Below are 22,650 nucleotides of genomic sequence, written 5' to 3' on the forward strand. Positions count from 1 at the left end.
TGCCCCGGACCGACCAGAACTGACAGGTCGAGGCGTCGCCGGGTATGAGACGCTTGGAGCATCGCACGGTTGATCGAAGGAGAACGGTGACAGTTTCCGAACGCGCTCACGAGCTGGCAATCGCGGCCGCCCAGGCCGCCGCCGACAAGAAGGCGCAGGACATCGCGATCATCGACGTCGGCGACCAGCTCGCCATCACCGACGCGTTCGTGCTCGCCGCCGCCCCCAACGAGCGTCAGGTGCTGGCCATCGTCGACGCGATCGAGGAGCGCCTGCTGGAGCTGCCGGAGAAGGCCAAGCCGATCCGGCGCGAGGGCGAGCGTGGTGGCCGCTGGGTGCTGCTCGACTACGTCGACATCGTGGTGCACGTCCAGCACACCGAGGAGCGCGAGTTCTACGCGCTCGACCGGCTCTGGAAGGACTGCCCCACCATCCCGTTCGTCGACCGCGACCTGGTCGAGGCGGACGCCGGCGGGCCCGCCGCAGCCGAATGACCCGACTGATCGTCTGGCGGCACGGCAACACCGACTGGAACGCCGCCAACCGCGTCCAGGGGCAGACCGACGTACCCCTCAACGAGCTGGGCCGCGACCAGGCCCGCGCCGCCGCGCCGCTGCTCGCGGCGCTGCGGCCCGACGCCATCGTTTCCAGCGACCTGGGCCGCGCCGCGGAGACCGCGGCCGCGCTTGTCGCGCTGACCGGGCTACCGGTCCGCACCGACGCCCGGCTGCGCGAGCGGCACTTCGGCCAGTGGCAGGGCCTGCACCTCACCGAGGTCGCCGAACGCTTCCCCGAGGAGTACGCCCGCTGGCGGGCCGGCGACCCCGACCCGGGCGCGGACCTGGAGCCCCTGCACGACCTGGGCGAGCGGGTCGGCACCGCACTGCGGGAGGCGGCCGACGCGGCGCCGGGCGGCACCGTGGTGATCGCCACCCACGGCGGCGCCAGCCGGCAGGGCATCGGTCACCTGCTCGGTTGGGACACCGGCGTGCTGCGCACCATCGGTTCCCTGGCCAACTGCCACTGGAGCGAGCTGCGGCACGACGACCGCGCGCCCGCTGTCGGCCGGGCGCACGACGTCAGCGGCTGGCAGTTGCGGGCGCACAATGTCGGCCTGGTCACCGCCCCGGTGGTCGTCGACGCGATCTGAACGCTGCCGCCTCGGCGTTCGACGCCCCGATCGGCTAGCGTGCCGGGCATGCCCGTCGCGGTTGTCATCGACTCCACCGCCTACCTTCCACCCGAGCTGGTGCAGGCGCACCGGCTGACAGTCGTCCCGTTGACGGTCGTGCTCAACGGCGCGGAGGGGCTGGAGGGGGTGGAGACCCAACCGGCCGACGCCACACTGGCGTTGAGCGCCCGGCGGGTCACCGCCACCACCTCCCGGCCGGCACCCGAGCAGTTCGCCCGCACGTACCGCCGGCTGCTCGACGAGGGCGCCGACGGCGTCGTCTCGGTGCACATCTCCGCCGCGCTGTCCGGCACGGTCGAGGCCGCGCGGCTCGCCGCCGCCGACTTCGACGGCCGCGTCGAGGTCGTCGACAGTCGCTCCACAGGCATGGGCCTCGGCTTCCCGGCCATCGCGGCAGCCACCGCCGCCGAGGCCGGCGAGGACCTGACCGGGGTACGCGACGCCGCGCTCGCCGCCGTCGCCCGGACCACCGTCTGGTTCTACGTCGACACGCTGGAGTTCCTCCGTCGGGGTGGCCGGATCAACGCGGCCGAGGCGCTGCTCGGCACCGCGCTGTCGGTCAAGCCGATCATGCACATGCCGGACGGGGCGATCGTGCTGCGGGAGAAGGTCCGTACCGCCAGTCGGGGCGTGGCCCGGCTCGTCGACCTGGCCGTCGAGGCGGCCGGCGACGACGACGTCGACCTCGGCGTGCACCACCTCGCCGCGCCGCAACGGGCCGAGGCGCTGCTCGCCGCGCTGACCGAGCGGTTCGGTGACCGGCTGCACGACACGTACGTCTCCGAGGCCGGCGCGGTGGTAGCCGCGCACGCCGGTCCGGGGCTGGCCTCGGTGGTCGTCCACCGCCGTCCGGTCGGCTGAGCCGGTGTCGACCTCCTGTGTGGTCACCGGGGGCGGCCGTGGCGTCGGCCGGGCCGTGGTGCGACGACTCGCGGCGACCGGCGCGACGGTCGTCGTCGTGGAACGGGACGCCGACGCCGTCGACTGGCTGGCCGGGCATCCCGCCGCCGACCGGCTCGTCCCGGTGGTCGGCGACGCCTGTGACGAGCGGGTCGCCGAGCACGCCGCCGACCTGGCCGAACGTGCCGCGCCGCTCACCGGCTGGGTCAACAACGCGGCGGTGTTCCGCGACGCCGCGCTGCACTCCGCGCCGGCCGACACGGTCCTGGACCTGATCGGGCTGAACCTGCGCCCCGCCGTGGTCGGCGCCGCAGTCGCCGTGCGCCGCTTCCTCGCCGCCGGCACCAGCGGCGCGATAGTGAACGTCTCGTCGCACCAGGCCCGCCGGCCCGTGTCCGGTGCCCTGCCGTACGCCACCGCGAAGGCAGCCGTGGAGGGGCTGACCCGCGCGCTGGCCGTCGAGTACGGGCGGCACGGCATCCGCGCCAACGCCGTCGCGCTCGGCTCGATCGCCACCGAGCGGCACGCCGAGTTCCTCGCCGCCCAGGAACCGTCCCAGGCCGAGTGGATCGACGCCGAACTCAACCGGCTGCACCCGGTGGGCCGCATCGGGCGGGCCGAGGAGGTGGCCGAGGCGGTCGCGTACCTGCTGTCACCCGCCGCGAGCTTCGTCAACGGGGCGACCTTGCCGGTGGACGGCGGACGGGCCGTGCTCGGTCTCGACCCGGAGGCCCGCTGATCATCAGGCGACCGCGCCCGTAGCAGATCGAAGCATGATCAGGGCGTTGTCCACAGTGGTGCCGGTTGTCCACAGGAACGGGTCACCGCGCCCCGCTGGACCGTCCGCCGCCCCTAGCGTCGGGCCGTGTCGCATGACGAGGAGACAGAGGTACGCCAGCGGCTGCGCCGGCTGACGGCCCCACCTGTCGGCGGGCCGTCCCTCCGGGCAGAGGTGCCGACCGCTGGCGTACCCCTGGCTGGCGCGTCGTCTGCCGAGCCGGACGCGGGCGTGGCGTCGGCCGGCCTGGTGGCCGGTCCCGCGTCGCGACTGTCCGGGCCTGGGGCGTTCGATCCGGGCCGGCGCGGGGTGCGGGCGCTGGCGGTCGTCGCAGTGGTGGTGGTGCTGGCCGCGGTCGGGTGGGCCTGGCGTTCCCGGCCGCACGCCGAGCCGGTCGCCCCGCTGACCGACGCGGTCACGTCGGCCGCCGAGGTGGATGCCCCCGGCGCGGCCGGGGCGGTTGACCCAGGCGGGTCCGGCGCGGCCGAGGTGGTGGTGGCGGTCGCCGGCAAGGTCCGCAGGCCCGGGCTGGTGCGGTTGCCGGCCGGGTCACGGCTCGCCGACGCGGTCCAGGCCGCAGGTGGCGCCCTGCCCGGCGTCGACGTGGCGTTGCTCAATCCCGCCCGCAAGGTCACCGACGGCGAGTTGATAGTCGTCGGGGTGACGCCACCGCCGATGCCGGCCGGCGCGGCAGGCCCGGCGGTGGGCGGGGCCCCATCCGTGGCCGGGCCGCTGAACCTCAACACCGCCACCCTCGCCCAGCTCGACGCGCTGCCCGGGGTCGGGCCGGTGCTTGCCCAGCGCATCCTCACCCACCGCGACCAGCACGGCGGGTTCAAGGCCGTCGGCGACCTGCGTCAGGTCGACGGGATCGGGGACGCCCGCTACGAGCAGTTGAAGGACCTGGTGACGGTGTGAGCGGCCGGCCCGTGACGCCACCTGCCACCGAGGCCGAGCCCGTGCCACCGGACCTGCGACTGGCCGGGCTGGCGGTGGGTGCGTGGCTCACCGCGCTCACCGGGCTGCACCTCGGCGCCCGCCCGCTCGTGGTGGTCACCGGGGCGGCAGCTGTCGTGACGACAGCGGGTGCCCTGCACCTGCTCGGCCGCTGCGGCCGACCCCGTGCCGTCGCCCGCCGGTACGGCTGGATCGTCGTCGCGGTCGGTCTCGGCGTGGTCTGCGCCGGGGCGGCCACCGCGGCCCGGCTCGCCGTGCGGGACGCGCCGCCGATCCGTGCCCTGGCCGAGCAGCGCGCCACGGTCAGCGCCGAGCTGGTGATCCGGGACGATCCGCGTCCGATCCGGAGCGCCGGTCGGCCGGGCATGCTGCTGGTGTCGACGGAACTGGTCCGGCTCACCGATCCGGCCGGCCGACGGATCCGTGCGCCGGTGCGGCTGCTCGTCCTGGCCACCGACCCGGCCTGGCGGGGGCTGCTCCCCGGGCAACGACTCACCGCCGACGGGCGCCTCGGCGTTCCGCGCGGCGGTGACCTCACCGGGGCGGTGCTCAGCACCGACGGCCCGCCCACACGCCACGGGGCGCCGTCCTTCGCGCAACGCGCCGCCGGGACGCTCCGCGCCGGCCTGCAACGGGCCTGTGCGCCGCTGCCCGACGACCCCGGCGGTCTGCTGCCCGGGCTGGTCGTGGGGGACACCAGCCGGCTGCCGCCCGCGGTCGAGGAGGACTTCCAGGCCACCGGCATGACGCACCTCAATGCCGTCTCGGGAAGCAACGTGGCGATTGTCGTAGGGGCAGTGCTGCTGCTGGCCCGGTGGACGCGCGCCGGCCCGTGGCTCGCGGTCGGGCTCTGCGGGGTGGCGCTTGTCGGCTTCGTCATCCTGGTCCGCCCGTCGCCGAGTGTCGTGCGGGCGGCCACGATGGGGGCGATCGGGCTCGCCGCGCTCGCCGCCGGTCGTCCCCGGGCCGCGCTGCCCGCGTTGGCCGCCGCGGTCGCCGTGCTGGTGCTTGTCGACCCGGAACTGGCCGGCGATGCCGGGTTCGCGCTGTCCGTGCTGGCCACCGGGGGCCTGCTGCTGCTCGCGCCGCGCTGGCGTGACGGGCTGCGCCAGCGCGGCGTTCCGCCTGGTGTGGCCGAGGCGCTCGCCGTGCCGGCGGCCGCGCAACTGGCCTGCGGGCCGGTCGTCGCGGGCATCTCCGGCACGGTCAGTCTGGTGGCCGTCCCGGCGAACCTGCTGGCGGTGCCGGCCATCGCGCCGGCGACCATCCTCGGCGTGGTGGCGGCGACGGTGTCGCCGCTGTGGCCGGCCGGCGCCGAGTTCGCCGCGTGGCTGGCGAGCTGGCCGGCCTGGTGGCTGGTCGTCATCGCCCGGCACGGATCCCGGCTGCCGGGCGGCACCCTGCCCTGGCCGGGCGGGGCGTCGGGAGCCCTGCTGCTGGCCGCGCTGACAGTCGCGCTGCTGGTCGCGGTCCGCCGGCCCCTGGTACGGCGACTGGTGACGGTGATCGGTGTAGCCGGGGTGCTGGGTGCCCTTCCGGTTCGGCTGGTGGCTACCGGCTGGCCGCCGCCGGGGTGGGTGGTGGTGGCCTGCGCGGTGGGGCAGGGCGACGCTCTGGTGCTGTCCGTCGCGCCCGGTCGGGCGGTGGTGGTGGACGCCGGGCCGGAGCCGGCAGCGGTGGACGCCTGCCTGCGCCGACTCGGCGTACGGGAGGTGCCGCTCCTGGTGGTCAGCCACTTCCACGTCGACCACGTGGGTGGGGTGGCCGGGGTGTTCCGGGGACGACGGGTGGGCGCTGTGCTGGCTCCCCGGTCGACGGACCCGGAGAGCGGTAGTGAGCTGGTCCGGGCGGCGGCTGCCGGTGGGCGGGCCGCGCTGCTGACCACCGTGGCCGGCACCCGCCATCCGGTCGGCGCTGTCGACCTGCTGGTGCTCGGCCCGCCGTACCCGCTCGCCGGCACCAGATCCGATCCGAACAACAACTCGCTGATGCTGCGCGCCACGGTGGCCGGGGTGCGGATCCTGCTGCCCGGTGACGCGGAGACCGAGGAGCAGCACGCGGTGCTGGCCCGGGTCGGCCCCGCGCAGCTGCGGGCGGACGTGTTGAAGGTCGCCCACCACGGTTCGGCGTACCAGGATCCGGGGTTTCTCGACGCCGTGCGGCCTGCCGTCGCGCTGGTGCCGGTCGGCGCCGGCAACACGTACGGGCATCCGAACGCCGGGCTGCTGGCCCGGCTGGGCAGGGGTGGCGCCCGGGTGCTGCGGACCGACACCGACGGCGACCTGGCGGTGCTCCGCACCGGCTCCGGCCTGGGAGTGGTCCGCCGAGGGGTGCCGGCGGGGCGGCGGCCATGAGCAGGCCTGGGGATTGTGCTGTGGAAATTGCACGGGTGAACCGGAAAAGGCAGCCGTATTGCCGATTAGATGGTGAATTACGGTGAATGTCTGGATTTGCACTGTGTGCGGGCTGCGCCGACTGGGCGCCGGATGAGCAGGCACGATCCCGCCGTGGGCCGTGCGAATATGGGCGGCGTGACCCCCGCCGACCTCGCCCCCATTCTGCTCGTCCTCGGCGACGAGGAACTGCTCGCCACGCGCGCGGTCACCGAAGCTGTCGCGAAGGTTCGCGCTGTCGACCCCGAAGTGGACGTCCGCGAGTACCAGGCCAGCGCGCTCACCGTCGGCGAGATCGCCGAGATGCTCAGCCCGTCGCTGTTCGGCGGGCGGCGGCTGCTGATCCTGCGCTCCGGCCAGGACGCCCGCAAGGACCTGGTCACCGCCCTGGTGTCGTACGCCAAGAACCCCGACCCGGACGTCCAACTGCTGGTGCTGCACCTGGGCGGCGCCAAGGGCAAGGCGTTCGCCGACGGGCTGCGCGCGGCCGGCGCGACTGTCGTCCCGGCGGCCAAGCTCAAGGGGCACCGCGAGCGGGTGGCCTTCGTCCGTGACGAGATCCGCCGGGCCGGCGGCAGGTGCACCGACGACGCCGCCGAGGCGCTCATCGCAGCCGTTGGCAACGACCTGCGCGAGCTGGCCGCGGCCTGCTCCCAACTGGTCGCGGACACCGACGGGCGGATCAGCGCCGAGACGGTCTCCCGCTACTACCGGGGTCGGGTCGAGGTGACCGGCTTCACGGTGGCGGACGCCACAATGGTCGGCGACGTGCCGGCCGCGTTGGAGGCGCTGCGCTGGGCCCTGCACGTCGGCGTCGACCCGGTGCCCATCGCCGACGCCCTTGCCGACGGGGTGCGGACGGTGGCGCGGGTGGCATCGGCCGGGCGGGGAAACGCGTACCAGCTCGCCAGCAGTCTCGGGATGCCCGCCTGGAAGATCGAGCGCGCGCAGCGGCAGGGGCGCGGCTGGACGCCGGAGGGTCTCGTCCGGGCCATGCAGGTCGCCGCCGAGTGCAACGCGGCGGTCAAGGGCGGCTCCGACGACCGGGCGTACGCCCTGGAGCGTGCCGTCTTCTCGGTGGCGGCGGCCCGGCAGGGCAGCACCCGGTGACGGGGCCGAACCGCACGGCGTGGGCCACCATCCCCGCCGAGGAGGAACGGTACCGGCCGCTGTACGCGCGGCTCCTCGGCCTGCGGTTCGTCAACCCCGGGGGAGTGCTGTGCTTCCTCTTCTTCGAGGGCACCATCGCCCTGGCGGTGCTGCTCGCACTCGCCGAGCTGGTCACCTGGTGGTCGGTGCTGGTGCTGCCCGCCGTGGTGGCGGTCATGGTCAAACTCAACGACATGGTGGCCGCGGTGGTGGTCCGGTCCGCCGCGCTCGTGCCCGAGCAGGAGCGTGACCGTTTCCGCCGGCAGATGGAGCCTGCGGTCGGGCGAGCCCAGGTGGAGTGGATCTCACACAGTGTGGCGGGCGTGGTCGTCGCCGCCGACCCGGTGCCACCGGCCCGCCGTCCCGACCCGGCGGACTGAGCACTCGGCCTTCCGAGCAGAGAGCCCGGTCACAGACACACGGAAGCCCCGGACCGAGGGTCCGGGGCTTTCCGAATCAGTCTGACGGCGAAGTCGTCAGGCGGAGAGCGCCACCACGCGCTTCGCGATCGCAGACTTGCGGTTCGCGGCCTGGTTGGCGTGGATCACGCCCTTGCTGACGGCCTTGTCCAGCTTGCGAGAGGCGTCCTGCATGAGCGCGGTGGCCTTCTCGACGTCACCGGCCTCGGCAGCCTCGTTGAACTTCCGGACGGCGGTCTTCAGCGACGACTTGACCGACTTGTTGCGCAGCCGGGCCTTCTCGTTCTGCCGGTTGCGCTTGATCTGGGACTTGATGTTCGCCACGCGACAGCCTCGTCTTGATAGCTCGGGTTGGTCAGCTTCTGCGCGAGATGACGAACATGCGTCATCGCTGCGCGAAGAGCCAGGTTACCAGGTCGCCCGGGACGAGCCAAAACGGCTCGGCCATCGCGCGGACGGACCCGGCCCGTCGGAACCAGCCTACGCCCCGGCCGGTGCGCACGCCGTCACCGCCAGCCCTGCCGGCGGGCCAGCCAGTCGAGGGCCTGCTCGCCGCTCCAGCGCTGGTGCGCGGGCAGGTGCGGGGAGGCCGTCGGCGGTGCCGCCGACGCGCCGGTGAGGTAGTAGCCGGCCAACGCGGCAAGCGTGGCGTCCACCGCGTCGGCGGGTGCGCCCGCGCACGCCTGGTGCCCGGCGAAGAGCGCGTCCGCGTCCAGCCCGCCGGCGTACGCGGTGAGCAGCAGCCCTGCCACATCCCACCAGGGCGGCCCGTGGCAGACCCAGGTCCAGTCACAGAACCAGGCCCGGCCGTCCGCGTCGATAAGCACGTTGTCGACCCGCAGGTCGCCGTGGATCAGCCCGGTCGCCTCGGCGGCGTACCCGGGGAGGCGGGCCTCCAGTGCCACCAGCTCGGGCAATCGCCCCCGTACCGGCTCGGGCAGCGGCGGCGACGGCTCCCGGCCGGCGGCTACCTCGTCCCACCAGAGGATGTCCGACCGCGCCAGGTCGGCAAGGTGCGGCAGGCCCAGCGCGGTCAGGTCGCCCGGCGGCTCGGCCAGGGCTGCGGCTACCTGCGTGTAGGCGGTGAGCGCGGCGTCCAGCTCGGCGGGCGCCCAGGGCAGCCGTGGGGTGTGACCGTCGACGGCGTCGGTGCAGAGCACGAACCAGCCGGCCTCGTGGAGGGTCCACCGGGGGCGGGGCGCCGGCAGGTCGGCCGGCAGCCGATCCAGGATCGCGGCCTCCCGGGCGTACGAGTCGACGAGGCGCGGTTGCTCGGCGGCGGGTGCCGCCTTGACGAAGGCCCGGCCACCGTCGGCGGTGTCGAGCACGGCGGCGAAGCCGCGGGTGAAGCCCGCGCCCGCGACCCGCGCGGTGATCACCGGCGCGCCCAGCCGGTCCGCGATGGCGGCCCGAAGCGCCGCCGGCAACGCCTGCCACGACGGTCGCTGCGCGCTGGCGTGGTACGGCACCGGAGGCAGCGGGGTGGGGGACACCCCACCATGCTGCCCCGGGGTACGTGCGCGGCGCGCGGCGACACTGCCAGACTGCCAAGCCATGAGGACCGAGGACTTCTGGCAGCTGATCGACCAGGCCCGGGCCGGGGGCGGGGGAGAGCCCGGCCCGGTGGCCGCGCGGGCCGTCGCGCTGCTCGCCGAGCGCGACCCGGAGGACATCGTCGGGTACGCCCGGCACCAGACGCGGGTGCTGGCCGCGTCGCACAAGGCGGATCTGTGGGGTGCCGCGTACCTGATCAACGGAGGCGCCTCGGCGGACGGGTTCGAGTACTTCCGGGGCTGGCTGATGACCCAGGGGCGGGCCGTCTTCGCCCGCGCGGTAGCCGACCCGGACTCGCTCGCCGAGCTGCCCCAGGTGCGGGCTGCCTCGCTCAGCGGGGAGGAGTTCTCCGCCGAGCAGATGCTGGCGGTGCCCTGGGACGCGTACCGCAAGGCCACCGCGACGGAGCTGCCGGCGGACCGCGACCCGGTGCGGACCCCCGACCTCAACGACTTCTGGGACTTCGACGACGAGGAGGAGGCCCGCCGACGACTGCCCCGGCTGGCCGCGCTCTTCGTGGAGCCGCCGCCGGAGTGAGGGTTCTCCGGCCGATCCGTCGCCCGCGCAGCGGGCGTACCCCGGCGGCGTGGGAACATGGAGGGGGTCGGCGGCGCGCCGGCCTGTTCACGTCAGCCGACCAGAACGGACCGCTGTGCCACCGAAGCTCGATCCCGGCGCGAACGCCCCAGGTGCCACCGACCCCGGTCGCATCCGGAACTTCGGCATCATCGCCCACATCGACCACGGGAAGTCGACCCTGGCCGACCGGATGTTGCAGCTCACCGGCGTGGTCGACCCGCGGCAGATGCGCGCCCAGTACCTGGACCGGATGGACATCGAGCGCGAGCGCGGCATCACCATCAAGAGCCAGGCCGTCCGCATGCCGTGGACGATCGCCGAGGGTGAGCGGGCCGGTGAGCACGCCGTCCTCAACATGATCGACACCCCGGGGCACGTGGACTTCACCTACGAGGTGTCCCGGTCGCTGGCCGCCTGCGAGGGCGCCGTGCTGCTTGTCGACGCCGCGCAGGGCATCGAGGCGCAGACCCTGGCCAACCTCTACCTGGCCCTCGAGAACGACCTGCGCATCATCCCGGTGCTCAACAAGATCGACCTGCCGGCCGCCCAGCCGGAGAAGTACGCCGAGGAGCTGGCCCACCTGATCGGCGGTGACCCGGCCGACTGCATCCGGGTCTCCGGCAAGACCGGTGAGGGGGTGCCGCACCTGCTCGACGAGATCGTCAGGCAGTTCATCCCGCCGGTCGGCGACGCCGAGGCGCCCGCCCGGGCGATGATCTTCGACTCGGTGTACGACGTGTACCGCGGCGTCGTCACGTACGTCAGGGTCATCGACGGGCGGATCAGCGCCCGCGAGCGGATCAAGATGATGTCCACGGGCGCGGTGCACGAGCTGCTGGAGATCGGTGTCATCTCACCCGAGATGGTCAAGGCCGACGCGCTCGGCGTCGGCGAGGTCGGCTACCTGATCACCGGCGTGAAGGACGTCCGCCAGTCCCGGGTCGGTGACACGGTCACCATCAACAGCCGGCCGGCTGCCGAGGCGCTGGGCGGCTACAAGGACCCGAAGCCGATGGTCTATTCCGGCCTCTACCCGATCGACGGGTCCGACTACCCCAACCTGCGTGAGGCACTGGACAAGCTCAAGCTCAACGACGCCGCCCTGGACTACGAGCCGGAGACCTCAGGCGCGCTCGGGTTCGGCTTCCGCTGCGGCTTCCTCGGCCTGCTCCACCTGGAGATCATCCGGGAGCGCCTGGAGCGCGAGTACAACCTCGACCTCATCTCCACCGCGCCCAACGTGGTCTACCGGGCCATCCAGGACGACGGCGCCGAGATCGTCGTCACCAACCCCAGCGAGTACCCCACCGGCAAGATCGCTGAGGTGTACGAGCCGGTGGTCCGTGCGACCGTCCTGACGCCCAACGACTACGTGGGCGCCGTCATGGAGCTGTGCCAGGGCCGGCGCGGCACCCTGCTCGGCATGGACTACCTCTCCGCCGACCGGGTGGAGCTGCGCTACACGCTGCCGCTCGCGGAGATCATCTACGACTTCTTCGACCAGTTGAAGAGCCGTACCAAGGGCTACGCCTCGCTCGACTACGAGCCCTCCGGCGAGCAGGCGTCCGACCTGGTGAAGGTCGACATCCTGCTGCACGGCGAGCCGGTGGACGCGTTCAGCGCCATCGTGCACAAGGACAAGGCGTACAACTACGGCGTCACCATCGCCGCGAAGCTGCGCACCCTGATCCCGCGCCAGCAGTTCGAGGTGCCGATCCAGGCGGCCATCGGCAGCCGGGTCATCGCCCGCGAGACGATCCGGGCGATCCGCAAGGACGTGCTCGCCAAGTGCTACGGCGGTGACATCAGCCGTAAGCGCAAGCTGCTGGAGAAGCAGAAGGAGGGCAAGAAGCGGATGAAGATGGTCGGCCGGGTCGAGGTGCCGCAGGAGGCCTTCATCGCCGCCCTCTCCTCCGACTCCGGTGACGGCAAGGCCGCCGGAAAGAAGTAGTCCCGGCGCTGGTGGGCCTCACCAGGCCATCAGGATCCGCGCACCTTCAGGGGTGCTGGTGCCCGTGGCCGCGTCGAGGCACCGGTTTCCCTGTCGTCGCGCGGTTCCTGTCGTGTCGCCTGCCGGCGTGGCGGACCGTCCCCGGGCGGGTGCCCGCGCCCCCTCGTCGTGGTCGCCGGCGTGGTGTGGACGTCCGGTGGGGTGCCGGCGTCCGGTGGTGTGGAGAAATTTTTCGGCCTCCGCCGAGGGGGTGGCGGTCCCGGCGAGAAGGCCTCCACCTGTGCGGATGCGTGTGTCGCCAATCGACGCAGTCCTCGGGCATTGACGGCGGGCGCTGCCTTTTGTCATGAGTCGGTTTGGATTTTTGACCCGTCGGGCACTTAGCGGTCACGACAGGAACACACAACTTCGTGTGGCAGACATTCTTCGAAGGAGGGCGACCGTGGAGCTCACCGTGTGGGGCATCATCACTGCGCTCGTTGTTGGTCTCATCGTCGGCGCGCTCGGCCGCCTGGTCGTCCCGGGCCGGCAGAACATGCCGATGTGGCTGCACCTGCTGATCGGTGTGGGCGCGGCCCTGCTGGGCACCGTCCTGGCGCGGGCGATCGGCATCGCCACCGAGACCAGCGGCATCGACTGGGGCGAGCTGCTGGTGCAGGTCGTCGTGGCGGCCATCGCGGTCGCGCTGGTGGCTGGCGTGGGTCGCCGCCGCAGCGTCACCCACTGACACCTGCATCACAGGTAACACCGCGACACCTCGATGGGCGCCCGACCGACAGGTCGGGCGCCCATCGGCGTTCCTGCCGGCGCCAACCTCCCGGAGCCACGCCAGAGAACCGTACGGGAGGGCGGCCGACGAGGGCGCGACCCGGCTGACGATCGTGCTGGATCCCTGACGTAGTGGCCCCGGTGGATGGACGAGGCCACCACTTCCGTGTTCGAGCGCGATCTTGGGCGTTGACCAGACGGGCGCGCCCAGGCGTCCGCACGGCGAGCGCGGAACCTGCCCAGGTAGACCAAGTCGTGATCGTCTGGTGGAGAAAGTCGGTTTGGTTTTTCGGCCGGTCGGGCACTTAGCGGTCACGACAGGAAACACACAACTTCGTGTGGCAGACATTCTTCGAAGGAGGGCGACCGTGGAGCTCACCGTGTGGGGCATCATCACTGCGCTCGTTGTTGGTCTCATCGTCGGCGCGCTCGGCCGCCTGGTCGTCCCGGGCCGGCAGAACATGCCGATGTGGCTGCACCTGCTGATCGGTGTGGGCGCGGCCCTGCTGGGCACCGTCCTGGCGCGGGCGATCGGCATCGCCACCGAGACCAGCGGCATCGACTGGAGCGAGCTGCTGGTGCAGGTCGTCGTGGCGGCCATCGCGGTCGCGCTGGTGGCTGGCGTGGGTCGCCGCCGCAGCGTCACCCGATAACAACCAGGTATCACCTGGTTGCACAGCACCGCTTGGAAAGAGCGCCCGGCCATCGGCCGGGCGCTCTTTCGTGCTGGAGTGCCCGACTTCGGCCCGGTGCCACGCCGTCCCGGATCCGGCGGCTGCGGTACGGTCGCGACACCTCCCACTGTCGTAAAGGAATTCTTCGTACTAAGGTGCGGCGGAGAAGGTTAGTTCCAGGCGGCGCGAGGGGAGAACTGGCGTGAACAGGTGGAAGCGGCTGGCCCCGGTCACCGCCATGGTGGCCTCGGCCGCGATGGTGCTGACCGGCTGCGGAGGCTCCGGTGACGAGTCGTCCGACGACAGCAAACTCACGGTCTGGATGATGGGCGAGGGCGGCGACGCCCAGAACAAGTTCCTCGACTCCGTCGAGACGGAGTTCCGCCAGAAGCACCCCGACACCGACGTGGTCGTGCAGTACATTCCCTGGCTCGAGGCACCCAAGAAGTTCCAGGCCGCGCTCGCCGGTGGCGAGGGGCCGGACATCACCGAGCTGGGCAACACCGAGACCCAGGGCTGGGCGGCCCAGGAGGCGCTCGCCGACGTGAGCGGCCGGATGGGCGGCTGGGCCGAGAGCAAGGACCTGCTGCCCGACCTGGTGAAGAACGCGCAGCTCGACGGCAAGCAGTACGGCGTGCCCTGGTACGCGGGCGTGCGGGCGATCTACTACCGCACCGACTGGTTCGCCGAGGCCGGCGTGCAGCCGCCGAAGACCTGGGACGACCTGGTCACCGTCGCCAAGACGGTGCAGGCGAAGAAGCCTGGCACGTACGGCATCGCGCTGCCGGGCAACTCCGAGCTGCCGTTCTACTCCTTCCTCTGGGGCGCCGGCGGTGAGATCGCCAGCAACCAGGGCGGCACCTGGAAGTCGGGCTACACGACTCCTGAGGCGCAGCGGGCCGTCAAGTACTGGACCGACCTGGTGACGGTGCACAAGGTGGCCCCGCCGGCCGCCGCCGGCTGGAACGAGATCGACGCGCGTACCCAGTTCGCCACAGGCAAGGCCGCGATGGCGTTCGCCGGCAGCTGGCAGCAGGGCGCCATGAAGAAGGACAACCCCGAGATCGAGAAGGTCTGGGGTACGTTCCCGATCCCCGGCCCGGACGGCAAGGCCGCGCCCGGGTTCGCGGGCGGTTCGGACGTGGCGATCTGGAAGGACAGCGAGCGTCAGGACCTCGCCTGGGACTACCTGACCGTGCTGCTGAACAAGAAGAACTCGCAGGCCTTCGCCAGCAGCCTCGGCTTCTTCCCGGTCTACCAGGATCTGGTCGCCGGTGACACGTACGCCAACGACAAGGTGATGTCGGCGTTCGCCACGACCATGCAGAACACCAAGCTCACGCCGCTCAGCCCGAAGTGGGTGGAGGTCAGCCGGACCAAGACGGTGACCCAGGCGATGAACAGCTCGGTCATGAAGGGTCAGAAGACGGTCGAGAAGGCTACCGCCGATGCGGCCGGTGAGATGGAAAGCATCCTCAACGCCAAGTGACCACGCTGACCGAGGTGCCGGAGACGGCCGCCGCGCGGGAGAACCCCGCGCGGCGGCGTCGCCGGGTGGACCGCCTGCCCTACCTGCTGCTCCTGCCCGCCCTGGTGATCATCGGGGTGTTGCTGCTCTGGCCGCTCGGTCAGGTCGTGGCGATGTCCTTCTACCGCCTCAACAGCGTCCGGCAACTGCGCGGCGACCGGGAGTGGCCGTGGGTGGGGCTCGGCAACTACACGGACATCCTGTCCGATCCGTTCTTCCTGACGGTGCTGCGCAACACGGTCCTGTTCGCCGCTGCGAACGTGCTGCTCACCATGGTCCTCGGCACCCTTGTCGGGCTGCTGCTCAACCGGCTGGGCCGCAAGATGGCCACCTTCGTGGCCAGTTGCGTGATGCTCGCCTGGGCCACCCCGGCGCTGACCGGCACGATCGTCTGGAAGTGGATTTTCGACGACACGAGCGGCCTGGTCACCTGGCTGTTCAACGCGCTGCCGGACGGCCTGTCCACCTCTCTCTTCGGCCGTAGCGACTGGACCGGCTACGGCTGGTTCAACTCGCCGCTGCTGTTCTTCGCGATCCTCACCCTGGTGGTGGTCTGGCACTCGTTCCCGTTCATCGCGGTGAGCGTGCTCGCCGGCCTCAAGAGCGTGCCGAGCGAGTTGCACGAGGCGGCCCGGGTGGACGGCGCGAGCCCGTGGCGCGTCTTCTGGAAGATCACCTTCCCGCTGCTGCGCCCGGTCTTCGGGATCCTGATCGTGCTCTCCACCATCTGGGACTTCAAGGTCTTCACCCAGCAGTTCGTGCTGGCCGGCGGCACGCAGGACCGGCCGACGTTCATGCTCTCCATCTACTCGTACGCCGAAGCGTTCTCGCCGCCGCCGAAGTACGGGCTCGGCGCGGCCATCGCGGTGATCCTCACGCTGATCCTGCTGGTGGTCACCGGCTTCTACGTACGGATGGTGCTCAGGCAGGAGGACGAGTCGTGAAGAAGATCGCCCTCAACGGCGCCGGGCTGCTTGTCGCGCTCTTCGCGGCGTTCCCGGTCTACTGGATGATCTCCACCTCGCTGAAGCCGAGCAGGGAGATCTTCTCGTCCACTCCGCAGCCGGTCCCGGCGCACCCGACGCTTGAGCACTACCGGGAGATCCTGACCGGCAACCTGATCCCGGGCGTGAGTTTCCTCGACTTCTTCGTCAACAGCGCGATAGTCGCGGTCTCGACTGTGGTGCTCAGCGGCCTGGTGGCGCTGCTCGCCGCGACCGCTGTGGCCCGGTTCCGCTTCAAGCTGCGGACCAGCTTCCTGATCATGCTGCTGGTGGTGCAGATGATCCCGTTGGAGGCGCTCGTCATCCCGCTCTTCCTGATGATCCAGCGACTCGGGCTCTACAACACGCTGCCCAGCCTGATCCTCACGTACCTCGGATTCTCGCTGCCGTTCGCCGTGTGGATGCTTCGTGGCTTCGTCGCCGCGGTGCCCAAGGAACTGGAGGAGGCGGCGGCGATCGACGGAGCGAGCCGGGCCCAGACGTTCCGGCGGGTGCTGTTCCCCCTCGTCGCGCCGGGCCTGGTGGCGACGAGCATCTTCTCCTTCATCACGGCCTGGAACGAACTGATCTTCGCGTTGACGTTCATCAACGACCAGGGCCGCTACACGCTGCCGGTGGCGATGACCTTCTTCTTCGGCCGCGACGACACCAACTGGGGGCCGGTGATGGCCGCCTCTACCCTGTTCACCCTGCCGGTCATCATCTTCTTCCTGCTGGTGCAGCGACGGATGGTCTCCGGTCTGGTCGCGGGCGCCGTCAAGGGCTGACGGTGCGCGGGAAGCCCGTCGGTCAGGCGGGCGGCTCCGCCAGCCGCTCCGTCCGGTTCCAACCGGACCAGCCGCGCTCGCGCATCAGCTCCCGCAGCCGCTCCACCCGCGGGTCGGACTCGACGGCGAGCGCGTCGAGCAGGTCGTGGGGGAGATCATCGTCGGCCTCCTCACCGACAATGACCTCACCTGCGGCGTACGCCTGCTCTGCCAGGCACGCCATGATGTCGGCGGCCTCCGCCAGACGCGGGTCGTCCTGCACGTCATCGTCGAAGATCTCCGACAGCACCCGATAGAGCCGGACGACCTGAGGATCGTCGAGGTGGGCGGTTTTCCCGGGCATCCATTCGACGATGCGCTCGGGCCAGCGCGCCGTAACCAGGATCCACCCGTCCCGTTCAGCCTCCACGATCCGCTCCGACGCCCCGATGCTCCGGAGCCGATCGAGATAGGCGGCCACCTCCGGTGGGAGCGCCAGACTGTCCCCGGCGGTGAGCTGAGCGATGTGTCGGCGGCTGGTCTCCAGCCGTTCGATCTCGGCGCGCAGGTGGTTGTCGATGGTCCGAATGGCTTCGGCGAAGGCTGACGCGTCGGCTTCGAGCAGCCGGCTGATCTGCGACAGCGGTACGCCGGCGTCGGCGAGGGTGCGGATCTTGATGAGGGACACGGCTGCTGTCGCGCCGTACCGTCGGTAACCCGAGGCATCCCGTTCCGGCTCGGGCAGGAGCCCGATCTGGTGATAGTGCCGCACCGCCCGCACGGTGACGCCGGCGTACGCCGCCAGTTGACCGATCGTCAGCATGCTCTGATCCTGCCCGTGATCCGCCCAGCTCCGGTCGACACCGCTCAGGAGATCCTGCGACGGTAGGTGGCGATGGCGAACAGATAGGCGAGCACGAGGATGCCGACGCACCAGGCGAGGGCGATCCAGATGTCGGTGCCGATCGGCTGCCTGGCGAACAGGTCCCGTATCGCGTTGACGATGGAGGTCACCGGCTGGTGCTCGGCGAAGGCCCGCACCGGGCCGGGCATGGACTGGGTGGGCACGAATGCCGAGCTGACGAACGGCAGGAAGATGAGCGGGTAGGAGAACGCGCTCGCGCCGTCCACGGACTTCGCGGTGAGGCCGGGGATCACGGCGATCCAGGTAAGCGCCAGGGTGAACAGGAGCAGGATGCCGGCCACCGCCAGCCACCCCGTCACGCCCGCTCCGGAACGGAAGCCCATGAGGAGCGCGACGAGGACGACGACGACGAGCGAGGTCAGGTTGGCGACGAGCGAGGTCAGGACGTGTGCCCACAGCACCGAGGACCGGGCGATCGGCATGGACTGGAACCGCTCGAAAATGCCGCCCTGCATGTCCAGGAAGAGCCGGAATGCGGTGTAGGAGATGCCCGAGGCGATCGTGATGATCAGAATGCCGGGCAGCAGGTAGTTCACGTAGGAGTCGGACCCGGTCTCGATCGCGCCGCCGAAGACGTAGACGAACAGCAGCATGAAGGCGATGGGCATGATGGCGGTCGTGATGATGGTGTCCGGGCTGCGGACGATGTGTCGCAGGGACCGTCCCAGCAGGATGGCGGTGTCGCCGAGGAAGTGCTTGTTCATCCTTGTTCCTTGTTCGTTCGGGCGCCGACGAGGGTGAGGAAGACGTCCTCGAGGCTCGGCTGCTTCTCGACGTACTCGATCTCTGCGGGTGGGAGGAGCTGCCTGAGCTCGCCGAGGGTGCCGTCCACGATGATCCGGCCCTCGTGGAGGATCGCGATCCGGTCGGCGAGCTGCTCGGCCTCGTCGAGGTACTGGGTGGTGAGCAGCACCGTCGTGCCGCCCTTGGCCAGCTCCTTGACGGCCTGCCACACCTCGATGCGTGCCTCCGGGTCCAGGCCTGTCGTCGGCTCGTCGAGGAAGATCACCGGCGGATTCCCGATGAGACTCATCGCGATGTCCAGACGGCGTCGCATGCCACCGGAGTACGTCGCCACCCTCCGGGTGCCCGCCTCGGTCAGCGAGAAGCGCTTCAGGAGGTCGTCCGCGATCGCACCCGGGGATCTGAGGTGCCGGAGACGGGCGACCAGGACGAGGTTCTCCCGCCCGCTGAGGACCTCGTCGACCGCCGCGAACTGCCCGGTGAGACTGATGGACTCGCGTACGCGGACGGCCTGTGCCACGACGTCGAAGCCGTTGACCCGCGCGGTCCCCGCGTCGGCCCTGAGCAGCGTGGACAGGATCCTCACCACAGTGGTCTTGCCCGCCCCGTTGGAGCCGAGCAGGGCGAAGATGCTGCCCCGTGCCACGTCGATGTCCACGCCGCGCAGCACCTTCACATGCTTGAACGACTTCTCCAGGCCTCGCACGTGGATCACGGGCTGCTCGACCTGATCGGTTGTTGGCGGAATGCTCATGGCAGACAGCATGGAGGGTTGACGCAGCGTCAAGGTCAAGCCCGCAGCGCGGATTCACCTAGGCTGACGGTCATGACGGGCAGGGTGGCGGCGGTGAACCTCGGGATCGTGACCGAGGCGGACTGGGCCGGCGACGCGAGCGGTCGCAGCGGCATCGACAAGCGGCCTGTCGACGGACCGGTGGCGGTGCTCGCCGAGGGCCTCGCCGGCGACTTCATCGGCGAGCGGGCCGTGCACGGCGGCCCGGACAAGGCCGTCTACGCGTACGCCGAGGAGGACGCCGCGTGGTGGTCGGCCGAGATCGGCCGGTCGATCCGTCCGGGGGGCTTCGGCGAGAACCTGACCACCTACGCGGTGGACGTGACAGGGGCGGTCATCGGCGAGCAGTGGGCGGTCGGCACGGCGGTGCTCCAGGTGACGATGCCGCGTACGCCGTGCACGACGTTCGCCGGGTTCTGGGGCGTTCCGGATCTGATCCGGCGCTTCACAGTCCGCGCCTCACCGGGGGCCTACCTGCGGGTGCTGCGTGCGGGGGAGGTGGGCGCCGGCGACCCGGTCGAGGTGGTGGAACGCCCCGCGCACGGGGTCACCATCGGCGAGGTGTTCCGGGCGACGAGTCTGGAGCCCGAGCTGCTGCCCCGGCTGCTCGACGCCGAGGACCTGCCGGAGAAGATCCGGGAGAAGGCCCGCCGCCGGCTGGGACGCTGATCCGCGGGGCGGCTCCGGTTTCCGCCGTTCGGACGTGAGCGCCACGGCGCCCTCCTGAGGGGCGGCGCGCGATGTCGTGAGCAGGGGCGGCTACGGATGAGGGTCTAACGTTCTCACTATCAATAGTGATAATGTTTGCACCGTGGAGATGTCGAGAGAACGCTGGGCCGATCTGGCGCTGCACCCCGTGCGGATCCGGATCCTGCGCGCGGTCGCTGGCACACGCCTGACCACCCAGGCGCTGATCGAGCTGCTGCCCGACGTCCCGCAGGCCACCATGTACCGGCAGTTGGCGATCCTGGTCAAGGCGGGGCTGCTCGAGGTGGTCGAGGAGCGCAAGATACGCGGTGCCGTCGAGCGGGTGTACGCGCTTCCCGCGCAGGGCGCGACGCTCGACCCCACGAGCCTGGCCACTGCCACGCCGGAGGACCACGCTCGCTACTTCACGGCGTTCGTGTCGAGTCTGCTGTCGGAGTTCTCCCGCTACCTCGCCCGGGAACGGATCGACTTCGTCGCCGACGGGGTGGGCTACCAGCAACTCGTGCTGCACCTGACCGACGCCGAGTTGGGCGAGTTCGCCGCAGGTCTCAACGCGCTGGTCGGTCCGCTGCTGGCCAACAAGCCCGGCAACGGACGGACAAGCCGCCTGCTGGCGACCGTTCTGCTGCCGACCGACCCGCCGACGACAGATCGTCCGGCGCCGGCTGACGATTCCGAACCAACGAAGGGGAACGGCTGATGGCATCGGTCATGGTGACCAACGACGTGATCGACATTCGGTTCACCGGATGGGAGCGGGTGTGGACGGGGCGGGATCAGCTCGCGGTGCCTCTCACAGCGGTGCGGCGGGTCGACCTGGAGGAGCGTCCGCTCCGGCTGGCCCGTGGCGCCCGCCGGGGGTACGCGGTGTCCGGCTTCGCCAAGATCGGTGTCTGGGGCGTGTTCGGCGGCCCCCGACAGCTCGTGGCGGCCCGCCGGGGGGAGCCCGGGGTGCACCTCGTCCTGGACCGGTCGACGGGCGGCGGTGAGTTCGACGAGGTCGTGCTCTCCAGCCCGGCGGCACCCGGCCTCGTTGCCACGATCAAGAGTGCGCTGGCGGCCCGCCGATGACCGGCGACGGGCTCGCCATCGAGGTGTCGCGCCTGACGAAGCGCTTCGGCGACGTCACCGCAGTGCGGGATCTGAGCTTCACCGTGGAACCCGGTGTGGTCACCGGCTTCCTCGGCCCGAACGGCGCCGGCAAGACCACCACCATGCGCATGATGACCGGGCTGGTGACGCCCACCAGCGGCACCGCAACGATCGGCGGGCAGCCGTACCGCCAACTGGCTCGGCCGTCGCGCACCGTCGGTGCGGTGTTCGACGCCACCGCGTTCCACCCCGGCCACACCGCTCGCGACCACCTGCGTGTGTACGCCGCGATGGGCGGACATCCGGACAGCCGGGTCACCGACCTGCTCGACCTGCTCGGCCTCACCGGGGCCGCCGATCGCCGGACTCGCGGCTTCTCCACAGGCATGCTCCAGCGGCTCAACCTCGCCACCGCGCTGCTCGGCGACCCCCGCGTACTGCTGCTGGACGAACCCGGCAACGGCCTGGACCCGGAGGGCATGTCCTGGCTGCGCGGTTTCCTGCGCGAGTTGGCCGACCGGGGTCGCACCGTCCTGATCTCCAGTCACGCGCTCGGCGAGATCCAGCAGCTCGTGGACGACGTCGTGGTGATCCGTCGCGGCGAACTCGTCGCCGCCGGGCCGTGCTCCCGGCTCGCCGGCCCGGCCGCAGTGCTGGTCACCTCACCCGACGCCGACGCCCTCGCGGCCGTACTGACGGCGGGCCCCACCGATGGTGGCGCCGTCCCGGACGTCGAAGCCATCGGGCCCGACCGGCTGCGGGTGCGTGGGCTGGACGCGCCGGGCATCGCCGACCGTGCCGCAGCCCGCCACCTGCGGGTGCACGAGTTGGTGGTCGAGAGCACCAGCCTGGAACACCTGTTTCTCCATCTCACCAGGGACGAGGCGGCCACCCGATGAACCTGGTGATCAGAGCGGAGTTCCGTCGGTTGCTGGCCACCCGTATGTGGGGTGGACTGCTCCTGACCGCCGCGGTGCTGGGTGGCGGCCTGTTCGGCGCCATGGCGCTGGCGGGCCCGGAGAATTTCGACCCCCCGATGCCGGGCCTGGACACCGAGGCCGGCCTCCGCGCGATCCTCGGCATCCTCGGCTACACCGCGTTCGTGCCGGCAGCCGCCGGGGCCTTCGCCGTCACATCCGAGTATCGACACCGCACCGCCGCCGTCACGTTCCTGTTCGCGCCGCGCCGTGGGCGGGTGCTCGCCGCGAAACTCGCCACCTACGCGGTCTTCGGCCTCGCCTACGGGATCGTCCTCGCGGGCACTGCCGCGGTGGCGCTGTTCGCTGTCGCCGCCGCCCGCGGCGTCCCACTCGGTCTGCCGGTCACCACCGTGCTGGCGCTGCTGGGCCGCATCGCCGCCGCGATGGCGGTCTACCTGCTCCTCGGGGCGGGGGTCGGTGCCCTCGTCCACCACCAGATCGCGGCGCTGTGTGTCGTGACCGGCTATCTGTACGTGGGGGAGCCGGTGCTCATGATGATCCCCGGTGTCAACACGCTCTACCCGGTCCTGCCGGGCGGAGCCACCGCCGCGCTCACCGACTTCACCTACCTCGCCGACGCGATGTCCGCAGAGCTCGGCAGCGAGGCCGTCCACCTGCTCCCACCGGCGGCCGGTGCCCTCCTGCTCACGGCGTACGCGCTGACCGCCTCGGTGATCGCCGTGCTCGTCCCGATGCGTCGCGACATCACCTGACCACCCGGGCCCGGGCAACGCCGGCCCGACACGGCGACGGCCGGGCGGCAGGAGGACACTTCCCCTGCATGCCCGGCCGTCGTCAGCCGTTCCTGTTCTGAGG

Annotated in this window: 25 protein-coding genes; 20 read left to right on the forward strand and 5 right to left on the reverse strand. The window is 71.4% G+C overall.

Annotated elements, in window-relative coordinates:
* The first annotated feature begins 86 nt into the window (after positions 1-86).
* The 8 genes from rsfS (at position 87) to ACZ6N8_RS07810 (ending at position 7,749) form a co-directional block, all read left to right on the forward strand.
* Positions 87-494, forward strand: coding sequence for a ribosome silencing factor (rsfS, locus tag ACZ6N8_RS07775; RefSeq protein WP_354828445.1), 408 nt, complete (start codon positions 87-89; stop codon positions 492-494).
* The gene (locus ACZ6N8_RS07780; RefSeq protein ID WP_364362257.1) at positions 491-1,150 is read left to right on the forward strand and encodes a histidine phosphatase family protein; all 660 of its coding nucleotides are present in this window, start codon (positions 491-493) and stop codon (positions 1,148-1,150) included. The genes rsfS and ACZ6N8_RS07780 overlap by 4 nt, the downstream gene beginning before the upstream one ends.
* Positions 1,151-1,198: 48 nt before the next feature.
* Entirely contained in the window at positions 1,199-2,053 is an 855-nt protein-coding gene (locus ACZ6N8_RS07785; protein WP_387123884.1) for a DegV family protein, read from the forward strand.
* Between the two features lie 4 nt (positions 2,054-2,057).
* Complete coding sequence (locus ACZ6N8_RS07790; protein ID WP_466008429.1) at positions 2,058-2,831, forward strand: SDR family NAD(P)-dependent oxidoreductase; 774 nt, start codon at positions 2,058-2,060, stop codon at positions 2,829-2,831.
* Between the two features lie 126 nt (positions 2,832-2,957).
* Positions 2,958-3,788 (forward strand): helix-hairpin-helix domain-containing protein, encoded by an 831-nt coding sequence (locus ACZ6N8_RS07795; RefSeq protein WP_466008431.1) that lies wholly within the window; start codon positions 2,958-2,960, stop codon positions 3,786-3,788.
* Positions 3,785-6,181 (forward strand): ComEC/Rec2 family competence protein, encoded by a 2,397-nt coding sequence (locus ACZ6N8_RS07800; protein WP_466008433.1) that lies wholly within the window; start codon positions 3,785-3,787, stop codon positions 6,179-6,181. The genes ACZ6N8_RS07795 and ACZ6N8_RS07800 overlap by 4 nt, the downstream gene beginning before the upstream one ends.
* A 168-nt stretch (positions 6,182-6,349) precedes the next feature.
* Entirely contained in the window at positions 6,350-7,330 is a 981-nt protein-coding gene (gene holA / locus ACZ6N8_RS07805) for a DNA polymerase III subunit delta (protein WP_466009126.1), read from the forward strand.
* Entirely contained in the window at positions 7,327-7,749 is a 423-nt protein-coding gene (locus ACZ6N8_RS07810; RefSeq protein WP_466008434.1) for a hypothetical protein, read from the forward strand. Before holA ends, ACZ6N8_RS07810 begins: the two co-directional genes overlap by 4 nt.
* Before the next feature lie 96 nt (positions 7,750-7,845).
* Here the strand turns inward: ACZ6N8_RS07810 and rpsT are convergent, their stop codons facing one another.
* Positions 7,846-8,112, reverse strand: coding sequence for a 30S ribosomal protein S20 (gene rpsT, locus ACZ6N8_RS07815; protein WP_357989588.1), 267 nt, complete (start codon positions 8,110-8,112; stop codon positions 7,846-7,848).
* Between the two features lie 182 nt (positions 8,113-8,294).
* The gene (locus ACZ6N8_RS07820; protein ID WP_466008436.1) at positions 8,295-9,281 is read right to left on the reverse strand and encodes a phosphotransferase family protein; all 987 of its coding nucleotides are present in this window, start codon (positions 9,279-9,281) and stop codon (positions 8,295-8,297) included.
* 61 nt (positions 9,282-9,342) lie between these two features.
* On the opposite strand from ACZ6N8_RS07820, the gene ACZ6N8_RS07825 reads away from it, so the two are divergent.
* The 7 genes from ACZ6N8_RS07825 to ACZ6N8_RS07855 all read left to right on the forward strand — a co-directional run bounded on the left by ACZ6N8_RS07825 (position 9,343) and on the right by ACZ6N8_RS07855 (position 16,613).
* Positions 9,343-9,879, forward strand: coding sequence for a DUF4240 domain-containing protein (locus ACZ6N8_RS07825; protein ID WP_387123874.1), 537 nt, complete (start codon positions 9,343-9,345; stop codon positions 9,877-9,879).
* Positions 9,880-9,994: 115 nt separating this feature from the next.
* Positions 9,995-11,872, forward strand: a complete 1,878-nt coding sequence (gene lepA, locus ACZ6N8_RS07830) for a translation elongation factor 4 (protein WP_364362265.1) — start codon at positions 9,995-9,997, stop codon at positions 11,870-11,872.
* A 442-nt stretch (positions 11,873-12,314) separates the two neighbouring features.
* Complete coding sequence (locus ACZ6N8_RS07835) at positions 12,315-12,599, forward strand: GlsB/YeaQ/YmgE family stress response membrane protein (RefSeq protein WP_466008438.1); 285 nt, start codon at positions 12,315-12,317, stop codon at positions 12,597-12,599.
* 409 nt (positions 12,600-13,008) lie between these two features.
* Positions 13,009-13,293, forward strand: a complete 285-nt coding sequence (locus tag ACZ6N8_RS07840; RefSeq protein WP_466008440.1) for a GlsB/YeaQ/YmgE family stress response membrane protein — start codon at positions 13,009-13,011, stop codon at positions 13,291-13,293.
* Between the two features lie 223 nt (positions 13,294-13,516).
* On the forward strand, positions 13,517-14,803 hold the full coding sequence (locus tag ACZ6N8_RS07845) for a sugar ABC transporter substrate-binding protein (protein WP_466008442.1): 1,287 nt from the start codon (positions 13,517-13,519) through the stop codon (positions 14,801-14,803).
* Positions 14,800-15,786 (forward strand): carbohydrate ABC transporter permease, encoded by a 987-nt coding sequence (locus ACZ6N8_RS07850; protein ID WP_364362268.1) that lies wholly within the window; start codon positions 14,800-14,802, stop codon positions 15,784-15,786. Before ACZ6N8_RS07845 ends, ACZ6N8_RS07850 begins: the two co-directional genes overlap by 4 nt.
* A complete protein-coding gene (locus tag ACZ6N8_RS07855) occupies positions 15,783-16,613 on the forward strand; it encodes a carbohydrate ABC transporter permease (RefSeq protein WP_357993125.1) in 831 nt (276 codons plus the stop codon). The genes ACZ6N8_RS07850 and ACZ6N8_RS07855 overlap by 4 nt, the downstream gene beginning before the upstream one ends.
* Before the next feature lie 22 nt (positions 16,614-16,635).
* Here the strand turns inward: ACZ6N8_RS07855 and ACZ6N8_RS07860 are convergent, their stop codons facing one another.
* From ACZ6N8_RS07860 to ACZ6N8_RS07870, 3 genes are read right to left on the reverse strand one after another with little or no spacing between them, the layout of a single operon-like run.
* Positions 16,636-17,415, reverse strand: coding sequence for a MerR family transcriptional regulator (locus ACZ6N8_RS07860; protein ID WP_466008444.1), 780 nt, complete (start codon positions 17,413-17,415; stop codon positions 16,636-16,638).
* A 44-nt stretch (positions 17,416-17,459) separates the two neighbouring features.
* Complete coding sequence (locus ACZ6N8_RS07865) at positions 17,460-18,221, reverse strand: ABC transporter permease (protein WP_466008446.1); 762 nt, start codon at positions 18,219-18,221, stop codon at positions 17,460-17,462.
* Positions 18,218-19,015 carry an ABC transporter ATP-binding protein gene (locus ACZ6N8_RS07870; protein ID WP_466008448.1) on the reverse strand — a complete coding sequence of 266 codons (798 nt, stop codon included), beginning with the start codon at positions 19,013-19,015 and terminating at the stop codon, positions 18,218-18,220. Before ACZ6N8_RS07870 ends, ACZ6N8_RS07865 begins: the two co-directional genes overlap by 4 nt.
* A 72-nt stretch (positions 19,016-19,087) precedes the next feature.
* On the opposite strand from ACZ6N8_RS07870, the gene ACZ6N8_RS07875 reads away from it, so the two are divergent.
* From ACZ6N8_RS07875 to ACZ6N8_RS07895, 5 genes are all read left to right on the forward strand, one after another.
* Positions 19,088-19,723 (forward strand): MOSC domain-containing protein, encoded by a 636-nt coding sequence (locus tag ACZ6N8_RS07875; RefSeq protein ID WP_466008450.1) that lies wholly within the window; start codon positions 19,088-19,090, stop codon positions 19,721-19,723.
* A 148-nt stretch (positions 19,724-19,871) separates the two neighbouring features.
* A complete protein-coding gene (locus ACZ6N8_RS07880) occupies positions 19,872-20,462 on the forward strand; it encodes a helix-turn-helix domain-containing protein (RefSeq protein WP_466009128.1) in 591 nt (196 codons plus the stop codon).
* Positions 20,462-20,833 (forward strand): hypothetical protein, encoded by a 372-nt coding sequence (locus tag ACZ6N8_RS07885; RefSeq protein ID WP_466008451.1) that lies wholly within the window; start codon positions 20,462-20,464, stop codon positions 20,831-20,833. Before ACZ6N8_RS07880 ends, ACZ6N8_RS07885 begins: the two co-directional genes overlap by 1 nt.
* Positions 20,830-21,753, forward strand: coding sequence for an ABC transporter ATP-binding protein (locus tag ACZ6N8_RS07890; RefSeq protein ID WP_466008453.1), 924 nt, complete (start codon positions 20,830-20,832; stop codon positions 21,751-21,753). The genes ACZ6N8_RS07885 and ACZ6N8_RS07890 overlap by 4 nt, the downstream gene beginning before the upstream one ends.
* A complete protein-coding gene (locus tag ACZ6N8_RS07895) occupies positions 21,750-22,547 on the forward strand; it encodes an ABC transporter permease (RefSeq protein WP_466008455.1) in 798 nt (265 codons plus the stop codon). The genes ACZ6N8_RS07890 and ACZ6N8_RS07895 overlap by 4 nt, the downstream gene beginning before the upstream one ends.
* Positions 22,548-22,650 lie beyond the last annotated feature (103 nt).

This window comes from Micromonospora sp. NPDC047521 (assembly GCF_055587305.1).